General features: G+C 49.4%; 4 protein-coding genes. 2 read left to right on the forward strand and 2 right to left on the reverse strand.

The window, feature by feature from the left end; genetic code table 11:
• Window positions 1-702 (forward strand): hypothetical protein (locus ABYW01_RS13985; RefSeq protein ID WP_372833720.1); only part of this gene is annotated, 702 nt, incomplete at its 5' end.
• 32 nt (window positions 703-734) lie between these two features.
• Here the strand turns inward: ABYW01_RS13985 and ABYW01_RS13990 are convergent.
• The gene (locus ABYW01_RS13990) at window positions 735-3,233 is read right to left on the reverse strand and encodes a putative bifunctional diguanylate cyclase/phosphodiesterase (RefSeq protein WP_372833722.1); all 2,499 of its coding nucleotides are present in this window, start codon (window positions 3,231-3,233) and stop codon (window positions 735-737) included.
• Between the two features lie 160 nt (window positions 3,234-3,393).
• Between ABYW01_RS13990 and ABYW01_RS13995 the strand changes: the two genes are divergently transcribed.
• Window positions 3,394-4,392 (forward strand): hypothetical protein, encoded by a 999-nt coding sequence (locus ABYW01_RS13995; protein WP_372833724.1) that lies wholly within the window; start codon window positions 3,394-3,396, stop codon window positions 4,390-4,392.
• 72 nt (window positions 4,393-4,464) lie between these two features.
• Here ABYW01_RS13995 and ABYW01_RS14000 read toward each other — a convergent pair.
• Window positions 4,465-4,957 (reverse strand): YeeE/YedE thiosulfate transporter family protein (locus ABYW01_RS14000; RefSeq protein ID WP_372833726.1); only part of this gene is annotated, 493 nt, incomplete at its 5' end.

Here is a 4,957-nt window from a genome sequence, read left to right on the forward strand (position 1 = left end):
ATCGGCATTATGTCGGTAACCGCCTATATCATTCAGATGTATGAAAACCGAAAGAAAGCCCGTCAGCTAAGATTGATGCACCTACAAGGCGTAATCCGTCGTGCACACCACCTGCTGTCTAATTACCCTCCGTTATTGCAAAGTCCGGATATCATCAAGTTTCTGACCGTATACCTTTCGCAACGGTGTCAGGCTGCGCTGGAACTGGAACAGTCTGACACGATGGAGAAAGTGCTCAGTGAAGCCAATGAGCGAGGCACCAGTTCACTGGAAACCCCTCCACACCCAGAAGGCTCACTCACACTGTTTGATTCTCCTAACAGCGCACAACGCGCGCGTGCAATCATCAAAGAGTTCGTCAAGTTCCTGAAAGAGATCGAGGCTAAAGGTGAAATATCCAGCTCGGTGAGTCAGCCAATGATTCAACAAGCAAAGAACTGCTTTGAACGCACAGAAATCGATCTTGAACTGCTGGAAGCGATGGTGACCGAAGAGGTCAACGATGGTAAACGCTCATTCAGCACGTATAAGAAGTGTTTTATTCGCCTGAGTGAGCTGAATAAAAACCACCTATTGGATCGCCAGCTGTTTGAACTGCGTAATCGTATGACAACGATTGCGGCTTATATTGAGCAGCGCACGGAAGAGGAACGCCAGCGCCGGCTTAAAGAGGAAGCAGAACAGAATAAATTTGGCTTTTGAGTGGATTAAGAAAACCACCCGACAAACCCATATTACTCCACCCTCTCTTCGCTATGACGTTCCCGATGTCGCAGCCATTCACTCAGGTTAGTCTGCGGCATCGGAACACCGGTTAACCACCCCTGAACCGCATCACAATGCACCTCACGCAGGAAATCATACTGCTCCTGAGTTTCTACTCCTTCAGCAACAACCGTCAAATGCATGCTATGCGCCATGGCAATAATCGCTGACACAATATCTTCATCCACAGGATCTACCGACAAACCATCAACAAAGGTTTTATCAATCTTAACGCTGCTAACCGGCAGTTTTTTCAGATAACTCAGTGACGAAAAACCTGTTCCAAAGTCATCAATCGCGAGTCCGACTCCACTCTCTCTTAAGCGGTAAAGTGAGGACTGGGAGTGTTCTACTTCCTGTAAAAACACGCCCTCAGTAATTTCAAATTCAAGGCAATCAGGGCTGAGTCCCGTAGCGTTAAGAATTGACTGTACGCGCTGACTAAAGGCCTGATCACGTAACTGACGTGGTGATAGGTTAATCGCAATACGCGGCATCTCCAGTCCTTGTTCACGCCAGAGTTTCAGCGTATCAACGACGGTTTCGATCACCCATTCACCGATAGGAATAATCAAGCCACAATCTTCGGCGATCGGAATAAATTTCAGCGGCGGAACAGTACCCAACAGAGGATTATTCCAGCGCAACAAAGCCTCGGCGCCGATCAGTTCACCTGTGAGAGTATCCACCTTCGGCTGATAAGCGATAGAGAGTTCGTGATTTTCCATCGCCATACGCAATTGATCTTCAATTCTGCGGCGCTCATGCATCTCGGTATTCATATCAGGCTGGAAAAATTGAAACTCATCACGCCCGCCATTTTTCACATGATACATGGCGATATCTGCCTGGATGATCAACTCTTCAGCTTTGACCGTGTTCTCTGGATAGATTGAGATGCCGACACTGCTGGTCACAAACGTCTGGTGCTCACCAAGAATCATCGGACTCGCCACCGAACTGCGAATCTTATTCGCAATAAGCGCCAGATCTTCATTTGCCCGGTCCGCTTGCAGATCCACCACTATCACAGTGAACTCATCACCACCCATGCGCGCGACCGTATCCTGAGAACGTACGGCCTGCCCCAATCGTAAACTAACCTCTTCCAGCAGCAGATCACCAATCTGGTGACCTAACGTATCATTCACCGATTTGAACCCATCCAGATCTATAAACAGCAAGCCAACATACGTCCCGTTACGTTCGGCATTTTTTAACGCTTGCTGCAGACGGTCTCCAAATAAACTTCGGTTGGGCAAACCAGTAAGACTGTCAAAGTAGGCCAGCATCCGGACCTCCTGCTCGGCCGCTTTACGCTCAGATATATCGGTACTAGCGCTGCCTAGAGCAGTAAATTTTCCACCACCGTCCAGCAAAGGGAATATAGTCGTGGTGAAATGACGATAGCCGCCATCGACCTGTGCGATCGTTTCTTCAAACGTCATATCAGTCTGACGCAACCTGACCTGCTTTTCATAGTTCAGGCGGAGCTGCTGCGCCTCTGACGGGTTGCTCCGGGTCACATCAAGCAGATCACTAAACCAGAGCGAAAACTTATCATTCACCAGCTGATAGTCACCGTCTTTTGTTTTAAGACTCAGCGCGACTGGCAAATTATCAACGACAGTCCGTAACCGCTGGTCACGCTCACTGATCGCATCCAGCATGTTGTTAAATGATGCTCCCAGTACACCAATTTCGTCGTCGGAATTCAATGCCAGCCGCGTAGCGGTTTCACCCGCTTTTTGTCGTTGAATGGTATCGGAAATATGGCCAATAGGCCTGAGGACTGAGCGATGAAACACTGCGTAACCCAATACGCAGATACAAAACACTGCAAGAATCAAAATCATGCCGGAACGCACAAAGATATCGGCGGCACCGGCCCGAATAGCACTGGAATCCAATCGCAGATACACCACACCACGATATTCATCTGGCGATAGTTTCACTTGCGCCATCGCATGTCCCCAGGCCTGATCAGTGACCTGAGGATCAACCCGGCTATGAAAACGATCACGGTAGTTTTGCGAGTTGTATCCGGCAGACAACAAAGGATAAAACGTGACGATATCGCCTCCAGGGAGGAGGTAGTGACCAAAAGTCCCCTGTTTGATCGATTCCATCAACACTTTGAGCATCTGCTGTGAAGCGTGATCATCATCAATACCGGGATGAATGCTGGAAGCCCAAATAACAAACGGGTCCCGTGTCACCACTGAAATACCCGAGATACCCTCTTCGCTGGCAACGATATCCTCTACAGCGAAGCGTATTTCCTGCAGCTCGCTCATAACTTCAACCGTTTCGTTGATCGCAACGGCCAACAGTCGACTCCTTTCAACTGACTGCCAACGCATATGATCTTCCGCTACCCAGTTCAAAACCCATGCACCTAAAACAGCAAAGAGAGCACCGATAAACAGTAACGGAACAATAAGTTTTATCCGGAGAGAAAACGTCATAGACGTCCTTGAGCTGCGCTATTGTACTCAAACTTATGCCACTGATAAGATCGAGATACAATAGTCTGTTAGTTATTCACGAGCGTTCATGACCGCCATAGACCGCACCCTGAATGGTCAGTCCCGACACGCTATCCACTCACCTGTCTGTGTAAACTCTATGTTTTTAATTAGAATTTTTTGTTGTCTCAGCCTGCTCACTTCATTCATCAATCAGCCCTTACATGCAAAGGAGGCGACGGAACCCACCCCCGATATTCGTATCGCTATCGGAGATATCCCCGGCTTCGATACGTTAATCGTGGAAGCAGCTGCAGCCCGCGCAGCAGAGCGCGACGTTAATATTTCGATCAGCTATCTGCAATCTGAAGATCTCGCGACTCAGGCAATTATCAACGGGTTAGCCGATGTAGGGATTGGTACACCATACGCATTGATCCACAATACCCGCGCACCTCTTAGGCTATTTTATCAGCTCAACAGCCTACGTTTTTTTCCGGTGGTAGATACGCAACACTACAATGACTGGAAAGATCTGGACGGCGTACCGATGTATACCCACGGCGAAGGTTCCGGTACTGAAGCCATCATGATGCTAATGGCCCGGAAACACGATATACAGTACAGTGCCATGCACTATGTACCCGGATCAGGCGTACGTGCCAAAGCAATGATCAAGGGGCGTATTCACGCCACCATCGTTGATACCGAGCGCCGAAACCAGCTACTCAATCACTCATCAGGCAAATTCAAAACGCTGCCGACACCCACCATCAGCGCCAGCGACGAAGCACTATACGGACATCTGGACTTCCTGCACACCCAGCACGCAAAGATATCTATATTGGTCGAAGAACTAATCCAGGTCTCACGCATAATCAATCGAGACCCGCACTCAGTGGTAGAGCTGAGGGATAAATACAACATCTTGCATCAATCCACCGACAATAAAGAAAGCGCGCTGATTCAGATGTATGAAGAGCTTGTCTCGGTGAACGCTATTCCCAACAACGGCGGTTATCCAACAGCCTCCGCTGCAGACCTGAAGTTTTTCACAGCATCCGGTACGTTGAATGGAAATTTGGAACAACTCAAAGAGACCGATTTTTGGGAGTTTTCCCCGTTAACCAACGCCCTTGAGACAATAGGTATTCAGTAACGGGCCGACCAGCCGTTTCACCTCATCAAAAAAGGCTGCCTAATCGGCAGCCTTTTTCTCGGGCCCAACAGATCAGGAAGCAGTTTCCGGTATAGGCGCGGCTCCAACCTCTGCTTGGGCACGCGTTAGGCGTCGTTTTTCGGACCACTTCTGAAACAACGTCTGACCACTGAATTCTCTGTCGATCAGAGTATCCGTCAAACCAGCTCCCGCCCACATTGCGGCCAATGCGACCCAGGCCGTGATAGAAAATGCAGATCCGCCTGTCAGGCCTGCGCCAACAGCACACCCGCCCGCCAACATGCCCCCCATTCCCATGAACACAGCGCCAAAAATGTAGCGCACCATACTGCTACCATCTTTAAAACCCTGTAACTGTAAGGTGCGGGAGAAGAGTGCCGCCAGAAATGAACCAATAACTACGCCCGGCACCAACCCCACATCAAAATCCAGCGGGGCACCACCCGGTGTGAGGAAATACATCAGCGTATCGGCCGACGGGCCGGTGAACGTCATACTTTCCACCTGGGTCGGTTCAAAGGTCTGATACGACATGTGATAGGTA

Origin of the sequence: Pontibacterium sp., from assembly GCF_041587635.1 — a bacterium.
Classification (GTDB): Bacteria; Pseudomonadota; Gammaproteobacteria; order Pseudomonadales; family Balneatricaceae; genus Pontibacterium.

Excerpts from the sequence above, each read along its gene's own strand:
- ABYW01_RS13995 (WP_372833724.1), top strand. The coding sequence starts at position 3,394 with ATGTTTTTAATTAGAATTTTTTGTTGTCTCAGCCTGCTCACTTCATTC.
- ABYW01_RS13990 (WP_372833722.1), bottom strand. The coding sequence starts at position 3,233 with ATGACGTTTTCTCTCCGGATAAAACTTATTGTTCCGTTACTGTTTATC.